Here is a 927-nt window from a genome sequence, read left to right on the forward strand (position 1 = left end):
GTTATAGCCTTCCCACTTCGTTTCCCACTTAGCCAATTTTAGGGACCTTAGCTGGCGGTCTGGGTTGTTTCCCTCTTGAGTCCGGACGTTAGCACCCGGTGCTCTGTCTCCCAAGCTGTACTCATCGGTATTCGGAGTTTGCATTGGTTTGGTAAGTCGCCATGACCCCCTAGCCAAAACAGTGCTCTACCCCCGATGGTAATACTTGAGGCACTACCTAAATAGTTTTCGGAGAGAACCAGCTATTTCCAAGTTTGTTTAGCCTTTCACCCCTATCCACAGCTCATCCGCTAGTTTTGCAACACTAGTCGGTTCGGACCTCCAGTGCGTGTTACCGCACCTTCATCCTGGCCATGGATAGCTCACTTGGTTTCGGGTCTACACCCAGCGACTGATCGCCCTATTCGGACTCGATTTCTCTACGGCTACCCTATTCGGTTAACCTTGCCACTGAATGTAAGTCGCTGACCCATTATACAAAAGGTACGCAGTCACCCCTTACGAGGCTCCTACTTTTTGTAAGCACACGGTTTCAGGATCTATTTCACTCCCCTCCCGGGGTTCTTTTCRCCTTTCCCTCACGGTACTWGTTCACTATCGGTCAATGATGAGTATTTAGCCTTGGAGGATGGTCCCCCCATATTCAGACAGGATTTCTCGTGTCCCGCCCTACTTTTCGTTAGCTCAGTATCACAAGTCTCTTTTTACATACGGGGCTATCACCCGCTATGGCCAACCTTTCCAGGCTGTTCTGCTAAGAGTCTTGCTATCACTAACAGGCTTCTCCGATTTCGCTCGCCACTACTTTCGGAATCTCGGTTGATGTATTTTCCTCGAGCTACTGAGATGTTTCAGTTCACCCGGTTCGCTTCGCATACCTATGTATTCAGTATGCGATACCCCGAAGGGTGGGTTTCCCCATTCAGA

At 49.7% G+C, this 927-nt stretch carries 1 rRNA gene; it reads right to left on the minus strand.

From position 1 onward, the window contains the following. A 23S ribosomal RNA gene (locus tag AC1DWI_RS24565) occupies positions 1-927 on the minus strand; the annotation flags it as partial.

The sequence above is a fragment of the Polaromonas sp. P3_C2 genome, from assembly GCF_056402675.1.